General features: G+C 57.4%; 16 protein-coding genes. 11 read left to right on the top strand and 5 right to left on the bottom strand.

Annotated features, from left to right (window positions below):
- Positions 1 to 19: 19 nt before the first annotated feature.
- Positions 20 to 946, bottom strand: a complete 927-nt coding sequence (locus tag ACIPF8_RS15405) for a branched-chain amino acid transaminase (RefSeq protein ID WP_400422507.1) — start codon at positions 944 to 946, stop codon at positions 20 to 22.
- Positions 947 to 1,218: 272 nt separating this feature from the next.
- Here ACIPF8_RS15405 and ACIPF8_RS15400 point away from each other — a divergent pair, with 272 nt between their 5' ends.
- From ACIPF8_RS15400 to msrA, 9 genes are all read left to right on the top strand, one after another.
- Complete coding sequence (locus ACIPF8_RS15400) at positions 1,219 to 2,409, top strand: phosphoglycerate kinase (RefSeq protein ID WP_400422504.1); 1,191 nt, start codon at positions 1,219 to 1,221, stop codon at positions 2,407 to 2,409.
- Between the two features lie 80 nt (positions 2,410 to 2,489).
- On the top strand, positions 2,490 to 3,923 hold the full coding sequence (gene pyk, locus ACIPF8_RS15395) for a pyruvate kinase (RefSeq protein ID WP_400422501.1): 1,434 nt from the start codon (positions 2,490 to 2,492) through the stop codon (positions 3,921 to 3,923).
- A 98-nt stretch (positions 3,924 to 4,021) separates the two neighbouring features.
- Positions 4,022 to 5,086: a class II fructose-bisphosphate aldolase gene (fba, locus tag ACIPF8_RS15390; RefSeq protein WP_400422498.1), complete on the top strand. Its 1,065-nt coding sequence runs from the start codon at positions 4,022 to 4,024 to the stop codon at positions 5,084 to 5,086.
- Between the two features lie 119 nt (positions 5,087 to 5,205).
- Positions 5,206 to 6,102 carry a phosphoribosylaminoimidazolesuccinocarboxamide synthase gene (locus ACIPF8_RS15385; protein WP_400422496.1) on the top strand — a complete coding sequence of 299 codons (897 nt, stop codon included), beginning with the start codon at positions 5,206 to 5,208 and terminating at the stop codon, positions 6,100 to 6,102.
- Between the two features lie 2 nt (positions 6,103 to 6,104).
- On the top strand, positions 6,105 to 6,611 hold the full coding sequence (gene purE, locus ACIPF8_RS15380; RefSeq protein WP_400422493.1) for a 5-(carboxyamino)imidazole ribonucleotide mutase: 507 nt from the start codon (positions 6,105 to 6,107) through the stop codon (positions 6,609 to 6,611).
- On the top strand, positions 6,608 to 7,813 hold the full coding sequence (locus tag ACIPF8_RS15375; RefSeq protein WP_400422490.1) for a 5-(carboxyamino)imidazole ribonucleotide synthase: 1,206 nt from the start codon (positions 6,608 to 6,610) through the stop codon (positions 7,811 to 7,813). Before purE ends, ACIPF8_RS15375 begins: the two co-directional genes overlap by 4 nt.
- Positions 7,813 to 8,847, top strand: coding sequence for an L-threonylcarbamoyladenylate synthase (locus ACIPF8_RS15370; RefSeq protein ID WP_400422487.1), 1,035 nt, complete (start codon positions 7,813 to 7,815; stop codon positions 8,845 to 8,847). Before ACIPF8_RS15375 ends, ACIPF8_RS15370 begins: the two co-directional genes overlap by 1 nt.
- A gap of 270 nt (positions 8,848 to 9,117) precedes the next feature.
- Complete coding sequence (locus tag ACIPF8_RS15365) at positions 9,118 to 9,843, top strand: OmpW family protein (protein WP_400422484.1); 726 nt, start codon at positions 9,118 to 9,120, stop codon at positions 9,841 to 9,843.
- 238 nt (positions 9,844 to 10,081) lie between these two features.
- A complete protein-coding gene (gene msrA / locus ACIPF8_RS15360) occupies positions 10,082 to 10,612 on the top strand; it encodes a peptide-methionine (S)-S-oxide reductase MsrA (protein ID WP_400422481.1) in 531 nt (176 codons plus the stop codon).
- Between the two features lie 79 nt (positions 10,613 to 10,691).
- Here msrA and ACIPF8_RS15355 read toward each other — a convergent pair whose 3' ends face one another.
- The 3 genes from ACIPF8_RS15355 to ACIPF8_RS15345 form a co-directional block, all read right to left on the bottom strand.
- A complete protein-coding gene (locus tag ACIPF8_RS15355) occupies positions 10,692 to 11,906 on the bottom strand; it encodes a class I SAM-dependent methyltransferase (protein WP_400422478.1) in 1,215 nt (404 codons plus the stop codon).
- A gap of 68 nt (positions 11,907 to 11,974) precedes the next feature.
- Complete coding sequence (pdxH, locus tag ACIPF8_RS15350; RefSeq protein ID WP_400422475.1) at positions 11,975 to 12,637, bottom strand: pyridoxamine 5'-phosphate oxidase; 663 nt, start codon at positions 12,635 to 12,637, stop codon at positions 11,975 to 11,977.
- The gene (locus ACIPF8_RS15345) at positions 12,634 to 13,173 is read right to left on the bottom strand and encodes a hemerythrin domain-containing protein (RefSeq protein WP_400422472.1); all 540 of its coding nucleotides are present in this window, start codon (positions 13,171 to 13,173) and stop codon (positions 12,634 to 12,636) included. The genes pdxH and ACIPF8_RS15345 overlap by 4 nt, the downstream gene beginning before the upstream one ends.
- Positions 13,174 to 13,395: 222 nt before the next feature.
- On the opposite strand from ACIPF8_RS15345, the gene tcdA reads away from it, so the two are divergent.
- Together tcdA and ACIPF8_RS15335 are read left to right on the top strand one after the other, a co-directional pair.
- Positions 13,396 to 14,250, top strand: coding sequence for a tRNA cyclic N6-threonylcarbamoyladenosine(37) synthase TcdA (gene tcdA / locus ACIPF8_RS15340; RefSeq protein ID WP_400422469.1), 855 nt, complete (start codon positions 13,396 to 13,398; stop codon positions 14,248 to 14,250).
- Positions 14,251 to 14,564: 314 nt separating this feature from the next.
- Complete coding sequence (locus tag ACIPF8_RS15335) at positions 14,565 to 15,269, top strand: MgtC/SapB family protein (protein WP_061534496.1); 705 nt, start codon at positions 14,565 to 14,567, stop codon at positions 15,267 to 15,269.
- 53 nt (positions 15,270 to 15,322) lie between these two features.
- On the opposite strand, the gene ACIPF8_RS15330 is transcribed toward ACIPF8_RS15335, so the two are convergent.
- A partial coding sequence (locus ACIPF8_RS15330) for a hypothetical protein (protein WP_400422466.1) occupies positions 15,323 to 15,555 on the bottom strand: 233 nt, incomplete at its 5' end.

Here is a 15,555-nt window from a genome sequence, read left to right as displayed (position 1 = left end):
AATTTGTGCGGGTGCCAGCTTATTTGCCGACGACGGTGAGCCAGTGCCGATATTTGTCCGATTTTCCTGCCACGACATCGAAGAACATCGATTGCATTTTTTCGGTGATCGGGCCGCGCTTGCCTTCGCCGATGGCGCGGTTGTCGAGTTCGCGGATCGGTGTGATTTCCGCAGCGGTGCCGGTGAAGAAGGCTTCGTCGCTGCAATACACTTCATCGCGGGTGATGCGTTTTTCGATCACTTCAATGCCGCTGTCGCGCGCCATCGTCAACACCGCATCGCGGGTGATGCCGTCCAGGCAGGACGCCAGATCGGGCGTGTAGATCTTGCCGTTCTTGACGATGAAGACGTTTTCGCCGGAGCCTTCCGAGACATAGCCGTCGGTATCCAGCAGCAGCGCTTCGTCGTAGCCGTCGGTCAGCGCTTCCTGGTTGGCCAGGATCGAATTGATGTAATAGCCGCTGGCCTTGGCGCGCACCAGCGACACATTGACGTGGTGGCGACTGAACGAAGAAGTCTTGACGCGGATGCCTTTGGCTAGGCCGTCTTCGCCCAGGTAAGCGCCCCACGGCCAGGCCGCAATCGCGACGTGGACGGTGTTGCCCTTGGCGGCGATGCCCAGTTTTTCGGAACCGATCCAGATCAGCGGACGCATGTAGCAGGATTCCAGATTGTTCTGGCGCACCACTGCGATCTGCGCATCGATCAGGGTTTGCAGGTCGTACGGCACTTGCATCTGGAAAATCTTGGCCGAGTTCAGCAGGCGTTGGGTGTGCTCTTTCAAACGGAAGATGGCCGGGCCTTGCTCGGTCTTGTAGGCGCGCACGCCTTCGAATACAGCCATGCCATAGTGCAACGAATGCGTCAGGACGTGGATGTTGGCTTCGCGCCAGTCAATCAGTTTGCCATCTTTCCAAATTTTGCCGTCGCGGTCGTCCATGGACATAGTTAACTCTCCGATAAATTAAAAAATTGCCTAAGATGCAACGGAATGCGGCTGAAGTCCGGCTTCAGCCAGTTGAGGGGCATTCACAGCAGGCATTTAGCAAATTCTAGGCGTCTAAAGTGACATTTTAACGGATTCGGCGTGGCCTACTCTGTAGAATATTGGTTTTGGCAATATGGCTTTTGGCAGCAGTTCCACGTGCAAAACGGTGTTTTGACAGGAGCTGGTGGAGTAAAATAGCCCCTTTTCCTCACTGATATTGTCTGATCGACATGAAATTCAATCGACTAAGCGACTTGATCGCGCAACACCAGCTGCAAGGCAAGCGTGTTTTTATCCGCGCCGACCTCAACGTACCGCAAGACGACGCGGGCAATATTACTGAAGATACGCGCATCCGCGCCTCGGTGCCGGCGATCCGCCAGGCGCTCGACGCCGGCGCCGCAGTGATGGTGACTTCGCACCTCGGCCGTCCGACCGAAGGCGAATTCAAGCTGGAAGATTCGCTGGCGCCAATCGCCAAGCGTCTGGCTGAATTGCTGGGCCAGCCGGTTGAGCTGAAACAGAATTGGGTTGATGGCGTGGATGTTGCGCCGGGCCAGGTGGTGCTGCTGGAAAACTGCCGCGTCAACAAGGGCGAGAAAAAGAATAGCGATGAGCTGGCGCAAAAGATCGCCAAGCTGTGCGATATCTACGTCAACGACGCGTTCGGCACTGCCCACCGCGCTGAAGCCACCACCCACGGTATCGCCAAGTTTGCGCCAGTCGCTTGCGCCGGTCCTTTGCTGGCCGCTGAACTGGATGCGCTGGGCAAGGCCCTGAACCAGCCGGCCCGTCCGCTGGTGGCAATCGTTGCCGGTTCCAAGGTGTCGAGCAAGCTGACCATATTGAAGGCCTTGGCTGACAAGGTCGACAACCTGATCGTCGGCGGCGGCATCGCCAATACCTTTTTGCTGGCTAGTGGCTTGAAGATCGGTAAATCGTTGGCCGAGCCGGATCTGGTCGATGAAGCCAAGGCGATTATCGAGATGATGGCCAAGCGCGGCGCTTCGGTGCCGATTCCGGTCGACGTTGTCTGCGCCAAGGAGTTTTCTCCAACTGCCGCTGCGCAGGTCAAGGATGTCGGCGATGTGGCCGACGATGACCTGATCCTGGATATCGGTCCGAAAACCGCAGCAACGCTGGCCGCGCAAATCTCCCAGGCTGGCACGGTGGTCTGGAATGGCCCGGTCGGCGTGTTCGAGTTCGACCAGTTTGGCGAAGGCACCAAGACGCTGGCGCTGGCGATTGCCAATTCCAAGGCATTCTCGATTGCCGGCGGCGGCGATACGCTGGCGGCGATTGCCAAGTACAAAATTACCGACAAGATCGGCTACATCTCGACCGGCGGCGGCGCTTTCCTGGAATTCTTGGAAGGCAAGACCTTGCCAGCAGTTGAGATTCTGTTGCAACGCGTTAGTTAATTTTCAGCCAGGAGTGAGACATTTGGTTGATGACAACCAAATGTCCTGATGTTTGTTCATGTTGTACTGAAAGGTTGTCCATGCAAAGAGCTACCAAGATCGTCGCCACTATCGGACCAGCATCGAGCGATGCTGACACACTCGCGCGGATGTTCACCGCGGGAGTTGATGTGGTGCGCCTGAATTTTTCGCACGGTAAGGCGCAGGATCATATCGATCGCGCCAAGCTGGTGCGTGAGGTAGCGGCGGCCTGCGGCAAGCAGGTTGCGATCATGGCCGACTTGCAAGGCCCGAAAATCCGCGTCGGCAAGTTCGAACAGGGCAAGGTTGAATTGAAGAATGGCGAAAAATTCATTCTCGATGCGGACTGTGCAATGGGCAGCCTGGAACGCGTCGGCCTCGATTACAAGGCCCTGCCGCGCGATCTGAAACCGGCTGACGTATTGCTGTTGAACGATGGCCTGATCGTCTTGACGGTCGAAAAAATCATCGGCAACGAAATCCACACCATCGTCAAGATCGGTGGCGAACTGTCCAACAACAAGGGCATCAACCGCCAGGGCGGCGGCTTGTCGGCGCCGGCGCTGACGGCCAAGGACATGGATGACATCAAGACCGCGATGAGTTTCCGCGCCGATTACGTCGCCGTCTCGTTCCCGAAAAATGCCACCGATATGGAAATGGCCCGCCAACTGGCGAATGTCGCCGGCGAAGCCTACGATCACAAGCCGATGATGATCGCCAAGATCGAACGCGCCGAAGCGATCCCGGTGCTGCAAGAAATTCTCGATGCCTCCGACGGCATCATGGTGGCGCGCGGCGACTTGGCGGTTGAAGTCGGCAATGCTGCCGTGCCGGCGCTGCAAAAGCGCATGATCCGCATGGCGCGCGTCTCCAACAAGCTGGCCATCACTGCAACGCAGATGATGGAATCGATGATCGTCAACGCCGTGCCGACCCGCGCTGAAGTGTCCGATGTCGCCAACGCCGTGCTGGATGGCACCGACGCTGTGATGACCTCGGCTGAAACCGCTTCCGGCAAATATCCGGTGGAGACGGTGGAAGCGATGTCGGCAATCTGCCTGGAAGCCGAAAAATCGGAAGACTGCAAGCTGGACGCCGACTTCCTGAATGTCCGTTTCACCCGCGTCGATCAGTCGATTGCCTACGGCGCCTTGTTTACTGCGCATCATCTGCGCGTCAAGGCGATTGCTGCGCTGACCGAGTCCGGTTCCACCGCACTGTGGATGAGCCGTCACAATATCGACATCCCGATTTTTGCCATCACCCCGAGCGTCGCAACGCAGCGCAAGGCCGCCTTGTATCGCAATGTGCAGACTTTCGAGCTAGCCAAGTCGACCGACCGCGAAGCGGTGTTGCAGGCCGCGCAGAATCTGCTGCTGGCCAAAGGCGTGGTGCAGTTGGGCGATCTGGTGGTGGTGACATGGGGGGAGCCGATGGGCCAGATCGGCGGCACCAATGCGCTGAAGATCATGAAGATCGGCGAGTATTGAGCGAGTATTAATTGAATTCGTTGGAGCAGACTCGGCGCGGCATTGATTGTCTTGCCTGAACGCTGCTCCATTACAGGTTTTTATTATCGGAGTACAACATGCCTCTCGTATCCATGCGTCAATTGCTGGACCACGCTGCCGAAAATAGCTACGGTCTGCCTGCTTTCAACGTCAACAACCTGGAACAGGTCACTGCCATCATGCAGGCTGCCGATGAAGTCGGCGCGCCGGTCATCATGCAAGCCTCGGCTGGCGCCCGCAAATATGCCGGCGAAGCTTTCCTGCGCCACCTGATCGAAGCTGCGGTTGAAGCGTTCCCGCACATCCCGGTCGTCATGCACCAGGATCACGGCCAATCGCCTGCAGTCTGTATGGCAGCGATCAAGTCCGGCTTCACTTCGGTGATGATGGACGGTTCGCTGATGGAAGACGGCAAGTCGGTTGCCAGCTATGAATACAATGTTGAAGTGTCGCGCAAGGTAGTCGAGTTCTCGCACGCCATCGGCGTAACTGTGGAAGCGGAACTGGGCGTGCTCGGTTCGCTGGAAACCATGATGGGCGACAAGGAAGACGGTCACGGCGCGGACGGCAAGATGACCCGCGAACAGTTGCTGACCGATGTCTCGCAAGCTGCGGATTTCGTCAAGCAGACCCAGTGCGACGCATTGGCGATTGCCATCGGCACCTCGCACGGCGCCTACAAGTTCTCGCGCAAGCCAACCGGCGACATCCTGGCGATCGAACGCATCAAGGAAATCCATACCCGCATTCCTAACACCCACCTGGTGATGCACGGCTCCTCATCGGTGCCGCAGGAACTGCTGGCGGAAATCCGCGAATTCGGTGGCGACATGAAAGAAACCTATGGCGTGCCGGTTGAAGAAATCCAGGAAGGGATTCGTCACGGCGTGCGCAAGATCAATATCGATACCGATATCCGCCTGGCCATGACTGGCGCGATTCGCCGCTACCTGATCGAAAATCCAAGCAAGTTCGATCCGCGCGATTACCTGAAGCCGGCGCGCGAAGCGGCCAAGGCTGTGGTCAAGGCGCGTTTCCTGGCGTTCGGCTGCGAAGGTCAGGCTGCCAAGATCAAGCCGATTTCGTTGGAAAAGATCGCAGAGAAGTACAAGAAGGGCGAGCTGGCACAGATCGTTCAGTAATAGATTCACTAATAAGCAGTGTGGTACCGGCGCCAGGCAAGGCTTGGCGCAATAACTTACCAGGTGCAGGATGATGCTCACATCGTTCTTTACCTGGTTTTCTGACTTTTGGAATAACCATGACAAGCCTCTACCAATCCACCATTACTTCACTGCCATTGCTGGGTCGCGGCAAGGTGCGCGAAAACTACGCCGTCGGTGAAGACAAGATCCTGATCGTCACCTCCGACCGCTTGTCGGCTTTCGACGTCATCATGAACCAGCCTATTCCAGGCAAGGGCAAGGTCTTGAACCGCATGTCCGATTTCTGGTTCGACAAGCTGGCTGCCGTTGTCCCCAACCATCTGACCGGTATTGCGCCGGAATCGGTGGTGGCGCCGGATGAAGTCGAACAGGTGCGTGGCCGTGCGGTGGTGGCGAAACGCCTGCAGCCGATCATGGTCGAGGCGGTGGTGCGTGGTTATATCATCGGTTCCGGTTGGAAGGATTACCAGGCTACCGGCGCCATTTGCGGCATCAGCCTGCCGGCGGGTTTGCAGCAGGCAGCCAAGTTGGCCGAGCCGATCTTCACCCCAGCGGCCAAAGCCGAGATGGGCGAGCATGACGAGAACATCAGTTTTGCCGATATGGAAAGCCGCATCGGCAAGGAACTGGCCGAGAAAATCCGCAGCGTCAGCATCGAGCTGTACAAGACCGCAGCCGACTACGCGGCAACGCGCGGCATCATCATTGCCGACACCAAGTTTGAATTCGGCCTCGACAAAGATGGCGTCCTGCACCTGATGGATGAAGTGCTGACCGCCGATTCTTCGCGCTTCTGGCCAGCCGCCAGCTACCAGGTCGGCATTTCGCCGCCATCGTTCGACAAGCAGTTCGTGCGCGATTACCTGGAAACCGTCACCAGCTGGAACAAGACAGCGCCGGCGCCGACATTGCCGGATGACGTCATCGAAAAGACGGGCGCCAAATATCGTGAAGCGTTGTTCAGCCTGACCGGCGAAACCCTGAAGGACTGATGATGACCAAGGATACTGCCAGCAAGCCGGTTATCGGCATCGTCATGGGGTCGTCCTCGGACTGGGACGTGATGCAGCACGCAGTCGCCATTCTCACCGAGTTTGGCGTCGCCCACGAAGCGCAGGTGATTTCGGCGCACCGCATGCCGGACCAGATGTTCGCCTACGCAGAAACCGCGCGCGAGCGCGGCCTGCGCGCGATCATCGCCGGCGCCGGTGGCGCTGCGCACTTGCCGGGCATGATCGCCGCCAAGACTATCGTGCCAGTGCTCGGCGTGCCGGTGCCATCCAAGTATCTGCGTGGCGAAGATTCCTTGCTGTCGATCGTGCAGATGCCGAAAGGCATTCCGGTCGCCACCTATGCCATCGGTGAAGCTGGCGCCGCCAATGCCGCACTGTCCGCCATCGCGATGCTGGCCACCACCGACCAGGCGCTGGCCGACAAACTGCTGGCGTTCCGCGCCAAGCAGACCCAAATTGCCCTTGATATGAAATTGCCACCGGTATGAGTCGTATGCAACAAGATTCCATCGCCCCGATTGTTCCAAGCACAACGCCGCCGACCTGGTTGGGCGTGATGGGTGGCGGCCAGTTGGGCCGCATGTTCACTCACGAGGCGCAAGCCATGGGTTACAAAGTCGCGGTGCTGGAGCCGGAGCAGGATTGCCCGACCGGGCATGTCGCCGATCGCCATTTCCTGGCTGATTACAGCGATGCGGTAGCCCTGGGCGAGATGGCCAGCCTGTGTGCAGCGGTGACTACCGAGTTTGAAAATGTCGCCGCCGACAGCCTCGCGCTGTTGGCGCAGAACAGTTTTGTGGCTCCGGCCGCGGCCAGCGTATCGGTTGCCCAAGACCGCATGGTGGAAAAGCGTTTCTTCACCGCTTGCGCCAACGAATCCACGGTATTGCCAGCGCCGCACCAGTTGATTGCGTCGGCAGCCGATATCGATCAGGTTCCGGCCGATCTGTTGCCAGGCATTTTGAAAACCGTCCGCCTCGGCTATGACGGCAAGGGCCAGGCGCGGGTGCGTACCCTGGACGAGCTGCGCGCAGCGTTTGCCGGCATGAACGGCGTCGAATGCGTGTTGGAAAAGATGCTGCCGCTGGCTTATGAAGTATCGGTGCTGGTGGCGCGCGGCGCCGATGGCAAAGCCGTGGTCTATCCGATTGCCGAGAACGTGCATCGCGACGGCATCCTGTTCACCACCACAGTGCCAGGTCCGAATGTTTGCGATGAAACCGCCAAGCGCGCGCAGCATGCGGCGCTGGTCATCATTGAGCAGCTGGCGTATGTCGGCGTGCTGTGTATTGAATTCTTTGTCTTGCAGGACGGTTCGCTGGTGGTCAATGAAATGGCGCCGCGTCCGCATAACAGCGGCCATTACACGATGGATGCCTGCGTCACCAGCCAGTTCGCACAGCAGGTGCGGGCAATGGCGCGCATGCCATTGGGCGATACGCGCCAGCATTCGCCGGCAGTGATGTTGAACATCCTCGGCGATGTCTGGTTTGACGGCGACAGCGATCAGGCGCGCGAACCAGCGTGGGACCAGATCCTGGCATTGCCGTCCGCGCATCTGCATTTGTACGGCAAAGCCCAGCCGCGCCGCGCCCGCAAGATGGGGCATATCACTTTCATCGCAGCGACACTGCCGGAAGCACAGCAACAACTGGCCGCTGCCTGCGCCATCCTCGGCATCGCACTGTAATGACAGACTCGACTCTCGATCTGCCGGCAATCCGCCTGGCTGCACGCAAGCTGGAAGCCGGCGGATTGGTCGCGTTTCCAACCGAAACGGTGTACGGTCTTGGCGCCGATGCTGAAAATCCCGCTGCGGTAGCGAGTATTTACACCGCCAAGGGCCGGCCCTCGAATCATCCGGTGATTGTCCATGTCGCGCCCGAGGCGGACATCGGTTATTGGGTGGCCTCAATTCCGCCCCAGGCCCAGGCTCTGATCGACGCCTTTTGGCCGGGACCGCTGACCTTGATCCTGCCGCGTGCGGCGCATATCCCGGATCAGGTCTCCGGCGGTCAAAATTCAATCGGCCTGCGTTGCCCGTCGCATCCGGTGGCGCAGGCTTTGCTGCGCGAGTTCAAGGGCGGAAAAGGCGGCATCGCCGGCCCATCCGCCAACAAATTCGGCCATGTCAGCCCAACCACCGCGCAACATGTGCGCGATGAGTTCGACGCCGACGGCGACAGCCCGATCGCCTGCATATTGGATGGCGGTCAAAGCGAGGTCGGCATCGAGTCGACCATCATCGATTTGTCGCGCATCGCGACCCATGGCCCGGTGCTATTGCGGCCCGGTCATATCAGCGCCGCCCAGATTGCGGCAGTGCTCGGCGTCCCGGTGCAAGCGGCCGATGCGGCGGCGCCGCGCGCTTCTGGCACGCTGGAATCCCACTACGCGCCGCGCACGCCGGTGTTGCTGGTGTCTTCCGAAGATTTGGCTGCGACCTTGTTGCAATTGCATCAGGCTGGACAAAAGCTGGCCTTGATTGCTTACTCCGGACCGGTAGCGCAATTGCCGCCGCTTGCCGCCCAATTCCCGATGGCCGCAGAGCCGCAAGCCTACGCCCATGATCTGTATGCGGCGCTGCGCAATATGGACCATGCCGCGGCCGACCTGATCGTGGTCGAAGCTCCGCCATTCGAGGTCTCCTGGCAGGGCATCAACGATCGTTTACGTCGTGCCGCGCACGATTCTTTAGCCGTCCTGGCAGGATTTAAAAAATAATTGCGGTAAAAAAGCTACAACTATAGTCAAATCATTCTAAAGCTGGCATAGTGTAAAAAAAGAATAGCACGCGCGTTCTTTTCGGGAAAAGAGCAGGGAAGAGATGTGTCCAGATTGGATATCTCCCGCTGTTCTGATCTGATAGTTGAAGTTGAAGAACAGAGCGCTGTCTGGTTAGCCAGAACTGCAAAGTGCCGCAAATGGGTTTGTACTGCATCCATGCAGACAAGATCCCGCTAATGAAAATGAAGTGAAACTTGGAGAAGACATATGAAAAAACAATTTAAAGTATTGCCTAAACTCGCTGCCCTTTCCTTGCTGGCAGCATTCGCGGCTCCTGCCATGGCGCAGCAAGCCGGCGACAATGTCGTCAACGCCGGTTGGGCCCACATCGGCCTGCATCAGTCCAGCGAAGAGCTGAAAGTCGGCGGCAATACCATTCCAGGTACCGGCGCTTCTGTCGATAACGCAGATACGCTGATCGTGCAATTCACGCATTTCTTCACCGACAATATCGCGCTGACTACCGACTTGGGCGTACCGCCGACCATGAAGCTGAACGGCGCAGGCCCTGTGCTACAAGGACTTGGCCAGATCGGTACAGCCAAGCTGTGGAGCCCTGCCATCGTTCTCAAGTATTACTTTGGCGAGTCAACCAGCACCTTCCGTCCATATGTCGGTGCCGGCCTTTCTTACGTTTGGTACTCGGACATCAAGCTCAACAGCGGTTTGACCAACTTGCTGGGCGCGGTTGCTGCCGGTAACCCGAATGCCCAAACCACCGCTTCCCTGAGCAGCAACCTGGTGCCAGTCGCCAACGCGGGTTTTGCCTACAATTTCGACAAGAACTGGTCCGCCAACCTGAGCTTCTCTTATGTGCCGCTCAAGACCAAAGCCGACCTGACAACGCAGACTGCTAACGGTCCGGTTCACAGCACCACCAAGCTGACCCTGGATCCGTTGGTATCTGTCCTGACGATCGGTTATAAGTTCTAAATTCCTGGATAAGGTTTTTATGAGAAGGCCCCGCAAAGTCGGGGCTTTTTTTCGTCTGTGGATGGCGCACCTTTATCGGGCGGGCCATCGTCAGTCCACTGTGAGTCGCACCGATTGTTGTTGAGCGCGCCTAATCAGGATTCTGTGATGCTGACCAAGCCATTTCTACATCGACAAGCGCCGACGGATTGCGTTAAAGTAAAAGCATTATTGAAAGGCAACCAGGGGAGTAGCGATCATGGCCAACGAAGTCGCGGTATTGGGGGGAGGGTGCTTCTGGTGCCTGGAGGCGGTTTATCAGCAACTCAAGGGCGTGCAGCATGTGGAGTCTGGATATACCGGCGGCCACGTTGCCAACCCAAGCTATGAACAGGTATGTGATGGCACGACCGGCCACGCCGAAGTGGTGGCAGTGACATTTGATACGGACAAGATCAGTTTTCGCGAGCTGCTGGAGATCTTCTTCACGATCCATGATCCGACTACCTTGAATCGCCAGGGCAATGACGTCGGCACCCAGTATCGCTCGGCGATTTATTATCAGTCGCCGCAGCAGAAAAAAGACGCCGAGCAGGTAATCGCGGAAATGGCCAATGTGTGGGATGCGCCGATCGTGACGGAACTGACGGCGGCGGAAACCTACTACAAGGCGGAAGACTATCACCAGAATTACTTCCGCCAGCATCCGCTGCAAGGCTACTGCGCTTTCGTGGTGGAGCCGAAAGTGGCCAAGCTGCGCAAGATCTTCTTCGATAAGGTCGTCAGTTGATAGAAACTCGCTGTCATTGCCGGCAAGCGCGCGGCAACGACAGCGGCTAAGTAGCGGTTATGTGGCGGCTAAGTGGCGGCTAATGCTCGCCCTGATAGATATAATTCCGCGACCACGGCAAGGTTTCCGCGCTGCGCCCGGCTTTGCGGCACACCACCTGATACAGCGACATCCAGTCGCGTTCGAAGCCGTAAGAACTTCCCGCCAGATAGATGCGCCAGATGCGGAAACGCCGGTCATCGGCCGCTTTCCGGACCTCATCGGCTCGCGCTTCCAGGTTGTCGGCCCAGATGCCACAGGTCTTAGCATAGTGACGGCGCAGGTTTTCCACATCGAATACTTCCAGCCCACCTTGTTGCATGGTCTTCAGCACCATGCCGATGTGCGGCAGCTCGCCGTGCGGGAATACATATTTTTCGATGAATTCCCCGCCGCCATAAGGCGATTCGCCATTGTCGATGTCGGTCGTGGTGATGCCGTGATTCATCGCAATACCGTCGTCTGCCAGCAAGGTCCGGATGCGTTCGAAATACATCGGCAGATGAATCAGGCCGACATGTTCGAACATGCCGACGCTGGTGATCCTGTCGAAAGTGCCGGTGACGTCGCGATAATCCTGCAATCGGATTTCGATCTGGTCTTCAAGTCCGGCTTTGGCGACGCGTTCCCTGGCTAACGCATACTGGTTTTCCGAGAGCGTGACGCCGACGCATTTTGCACCGAATTTCTGTGCCGCTCGAAGCACTAAAGCGCCCCAGCCGCAGCCGATATCCAGCAGGGTCTGGCCTGGCTTGACCTGGATCTTGGTCAGGATGTGATCGATTTTCTTGATCTGTGCGGTGTCGAGATCTTCATCGCCATTTTCGAAGTAGGCGCATGAATAGACCATGTTCTCGTCCAGCCACAGCTTGTAGAAATCGTTGGAGACGTCGTAGTGGTAGCGAATCGCTTCGGCATCCTTTTCCTTGTTGTGGCGGAAGGTGCGCGTGATGCGGGAGAATTTGCCGTCGGCCTTGAGCGAGTTGGCCGCCAGTGCGTTGCCAACTGCGATGATTTCCTTGATCTTGCCTTCGACTTCAATTTTCCCTTCGACATACGCTTCACCGAGATTGGCGAGCGACGGCGTCAGCAAATAAGTCAGTGCGGAGGCATGCGGAACGCGCACCGTGACGTCCGGCGCGGCATACGTGCCAAAGTCGAAATGCTGGCCGTTCCATAATTCGAGCCGCAATGGTAGTGAGGCGCGGTGACGAATGTCATTAACCCAGTTCTCAAGCTTTTTTTCCCAGAACACGATTTCTCCTCCGGTGAATTAATACTTGTACCAAGCGGCCCATGGTGGCCGATAAAGATGCCCTGTTGTCAGGGTTGCAGACGTTGCCGCAACCAGCCACCATTCACATCCAAGGTATACAGAATCCGATCATGCAAGCGTGACCGGCGACCCTGCCAAAATTCTACCGTATCCGGAGAAAGTCTGTAGCCGCCCCAATGTTTTGGTCGCGGCGGATTGTCGCCGAATTTTTGTTCAGCCTTGGCGTACTCTGTTTCCAGTAGTTCGCGACTGGCGATGATCTCGCTTTGCGCCGAAGCGATGGCGCCGAGCCGGCTGCGCAAGGGCCGGCTGTTGAAGTAGGCATCGCTCTCGTCGTCGCTGACTTTTTCGACGCGGCCTTCAATGCGCACCTGGCGTTCCAGCGCGATCCAGTGAAACAGCAATGCGCCGTGCGGGTGTTCTTCCAGGTCGTGACCCTTGCGGCTTTCATAGTTGGTGAACCAGGTGAAACCATGTTCATCGAACTGCTTGATCAGCACGATGCGCGACGAAGGCCGACCATTGCTGCCGACGGTCGCCAGGCTCATCGCATTGGCTTCCGGGACTTCCGCATGCATGGCTTCATCAAACCATCTGCCGAACTGGGTGATCGGATCGGCAGCGGTGTCGGCTTCCGACAAGCTGGCCTGGCTATAGTCGATGCGCAGGTCGGCAATCGATTTGTCTTTCTGTTGGTTTTGCGTACTCATACCGAAATTCCTCTACGTTGTTGCATCGCTGATCCCAGCTGTTGCATCTGCTGTTCATTGAAAAGCCGCTTCGCCATCGGCGCGATCCAGGCTTCTTCTTTTTCCATGTGAGCAGAATAGATGGCGGAAAATTGCTGGACGTCGTGCGCCGACAACTGGTTGGCCGATTCGCCGGCGGCGATAGGCTTCAATTGCAGGTCGAGTGCGTGCCACAGCTTATCCATCTGCTGGTGCTCGGCCATGATTTCCGGCATCAGCTTTTGCAGCAGCGCGGCATCTTCCCCGCTGGCGGTAACGCTCAGCATCGGCAGCAGGTCGACTTCTTCATCCGCGTGATGATGCGGAGCGGCCTGGTTGAAATAGCGCATCACGCTCTGCGCGGCTTGCTGGGCCTGGACATCGCTGCCATGTTGCGGCAAGTGTTCGATCAGGTTTTGCAGCGTGTCCAGCTGTTTGCGTATGCGATCGTGGCAATGCTTGAGCACGGCGATCGGCTGGCTGAAATCTGGCGCGGTGGCTATCAGTGCGTTGGGCATGGTGGGTATCTCGTGATTGGATGGAGGCGCTCATCGAAGGATGAGTGTCTATTTGATAATTTTTTGCCGGCTGATGAATTATTTGTATTAAAGCACTTCAAAAGTGATCCGTCATGCAGAGCCGGTAAAATAGCTGCACTAGTGATATCCAGTTTGATCTGTATCAAGATTATCCTGGCTTATCTTGTCGAATGCCTGTCGTTTCATTTTTAGTTGCCCATCATGTCCTCATCTGTTGCAGCCAGCGCTTCCGGCGCCTCCGTTCCCACCGCAGTCGATCTTGACGAGATTGATTTCGACCGCCGTTTCGGCGGCATCGGCCGTTTATATGGCGCCGCCGCGCTGTCCCGCTTCTTGCAGGCGCGCGTGTGCGTGATCGGTGTCGGCGGGGTCGGTTCGTGGGCGGTCGAGGCATTGGCGCGCAGCGCCGTCGGTAACCTGACCCTGATCGATCTCGACAATCTGGCCGAATCCAACATCAATCGCCAGATCCATGCACTGACCGATACGCTCGGCCAAGCCAAGGTGAGCGCACTGGCGGCACGTATTGCGCAGATCAATCCGTATTGCCACGTCACCGAAGTGGAAGATTTCATCAGCGCCGACAATCTGCCGGAAATGATTGGTGAGGGACGTTATGACTATGTGCTCGACGCCATCGATAATGTACGCGCCAAGGCGGCATTGATCGCCTATTGCCGTGACAAGGGGATTCGCCTGATCAGCATCGGCAGTGCCGGCGGCAAGGTCGACGCCACCTGTATCGAAGTGCGTGATCTGGCCAAGACCGAGCAAGAGCCGTTATTGGCCAAGGTACGCAAGCGCCTACGCTCGGAATACCGCTTCCCGCGCGGCGATAAGGTCCGTTTCGGCATCGACGCCGTATTTTCAACGGAGCCGATCAGCGCACCGCTGCTTGAACAGGCATGTGAGGTTGATGGCGAGGCGGCGCCGGGTGTGACCGGACTGAACTGCGCCGGTTACGGCTCGGCGGTAGTGGTGACGGCTACCTTCGGCCTGGTCGCCGCCGGCCACATCTTGCGCAAGCTGGCCGCTGATCCAGTCCCTGCGGCTTGACTTGCCCATGCCGTCTAAATAGAATCCTGTGGACCATGTTTGCAGGAGACCCGATTTTGGACAGTTGTACCAGTACCCCTGGATGGGCGCCCATCAGCCCGACGTAATTCGCCTGCCAGCAAGCCTTCATCGCTGCAGCTCGTGAGTTCAAGCGCTGTAGCATCCGGGAGATGCGTTCCTGCATTCCCGTCACATATCCCCATCCGTTGTTTATTTGCCCGGCCGGCTGTTCTTCAATTCCTGAAGCGGCGCTGGGCGCTAATGAAATGCCGTCATGTCGTGCGCATGGCGACGCATGCAGAAAGGTAGCGAAGATGGATTGGAAAATATTTACCCTGCGCGTATTGCTTGCCCTGACCCTGGGCTCCCTGATCGGCGCTGAACGCCAGATGCGTCAGCGCATGGCGGGTTTGCGTACTAATGCGCTGGTGTCGATTGGCGCCTCGCTGTTCGTGATGGTGTCCGCGTTCGAATCGGATCCGCAGGGAGCGACGCGGATTGCTTCTTATGTTGTATCCGGTATCGGTTTCCTCGGCGCCGGCGTCATCATGCGTGAGGGTATCAATGTGCGGGGTTTGAATACTGCAGCTACCTTGTGGTGCTCAGCTGCGGTCGGTGTGTTGTGCGGACTTGGGCATGCGCTGGAAGCGGCCATCGGCGCCGCCGCCATTTTGGGCGCGAACGTGCTGTTGCGCGGTGTATCCCATATGATCAACCGCCAGGATCTGCATAGCGCGACGGAAATCGAGCAGGTCTATCGCCTCTCTATAGTATGTCGGCCGGAAGATGAGGTGCAGGTACGCACTCTGATGCTGCATATGCTGAACGGCATGCCGCACCTGGTGGTGCAGTCGCTGCACAGCGAAGACCTGGCGTCCGGCACGCAACTGGAAGTGCGTGCGGATCTGATTACTTCTCCCAGCAACCATTTGCAGCTGGAGCAGATTGTCAGCCGGGTCAGCCTGGAGAAAGGCGTCAGTGCTGCGCGTTGGGCGGTATTGAATTCGGTAGATGTATAGGCTCTCTAATAGAGTGCATGTAGTAGCAAGGAATGCCCCGGAATAGGGCTAAATCAAATAAATCGAAATATTTTAAAGAATTTGAATAAAAGTACTTGCGGGGTTTGTAGAGGGTTGCTATAGTTCGCCTCCCGTTGAGAACGACGCGAAATAAAACGAAGCAGCAGCAAGTAATTGGGGCTGATTTGGACGCGAAGTTTGAGGGAAATAAAGCGGGTTGCAGGTTGTGTTGGAAGTAAAAAGTTTTTCGGTAAGTAGTAAAAAAGTAGTTGACGAAAAACTTGAA

It is taken from the genome of Collimonas sp. NPDC087041 (genome assembly GCF_044745265.1).
Lineage (GTDB): Bacteria > Pseudomonadota > Gammaproteobacteria > Burkholderiales > Burkholderiaceae_D > Collimonas.
The sequence above is the reverse complement of the archived record's forward strand: the minus strand, read 5'-3'. Positions and strand labels throughout refer to the sequence as shown.